Origin of the sequence: Bartonella sp. AA83SXKL (genome assembly GCF_042196965.1) — a bacterium.
Classification (GTDB): domain Bacteria; phylum Pseudomonadota; class Alphaproteobacteria; order Rhizobiales; family Rhizobiaceae; genus Bartonella.
The window spans coordinates 1-725 of sequence record NZ_JBHIRG010000177.1 but is presented as its reverse complement, the minus strand read 5'-3'; the positions used below and the strand labels follow the sequence as shown (position 1 = coordinate 725).

Annotated in this window: 1 protein-coding gene; it reads right to left on the bottom strand. The window is 45.2% G+C overall.

The genetic code is table 11. From position 1 onward, the window contains the following. A partial coding sequence (locus tag ACFINO_RS10440) for a hypothetical protein (protein ID WP_375655768.1) occupies positions 1–725 on the bottom strand: 725 nt, incomplete at both ends.

Here is a 725-nt window from a genome sequence, read left to right as displayed (position 1 = left end):
CCATCAACTTGTAAAGCACCATTGCCCTTCACATAAATTAAGCCCGTTTTGTTGTTGGTCACATTGCCCGTCACGCTAAAGACTAAATCCTGCCCCGATGCCAATTGACCGCTATTTCCAAGCTCCCCCGTTTTGATCACGAAATCTCTGGCTGCTAAAACAGAAGTTGTCTCATCAACCATAACGCTTGGAGCAACAAAGAGAATATCTCCAGTCCCACCCTGATCTGTCACAGCTTGTAGCCGCGCATTGTGAATATCAAGAGCATTGGTGCTTTGAAAGTCTAAACCGCCATAAGTCAATTCGCTCTCTGAGACATCAATATGATCTGCAATTAAATACAGCGTTTGCGGCGTGTAAATATGAGAACGATTATTGCTTAAATCGAGAGTGTTTGCCGTCAATCTCACATCCCCCTCAGCAGACAACACATTCTCAACACTGATCTCTCCTGATACCGATGTCAATGTTGCACTGCCATAGCCTATGACCTGATCATAATAGATGTCGTTGCCTGCAAAAATTTCAATATTGCCACCACTGGCAATCTGACCAACCTTCACCCCTTCTTTTGCTGTAATCAAAAGAAAGCCCTTTTCATCTAAAACAAGATCCCCTGAACCGCCCGTAGAAACGACACCTGTCATCAGTGTCCCTGCATCAAGGCTGCCAACCTTTAAAACAGCTTCTTCACCCGTCATCAGCGAAGAAAAGTCAACCGCCCC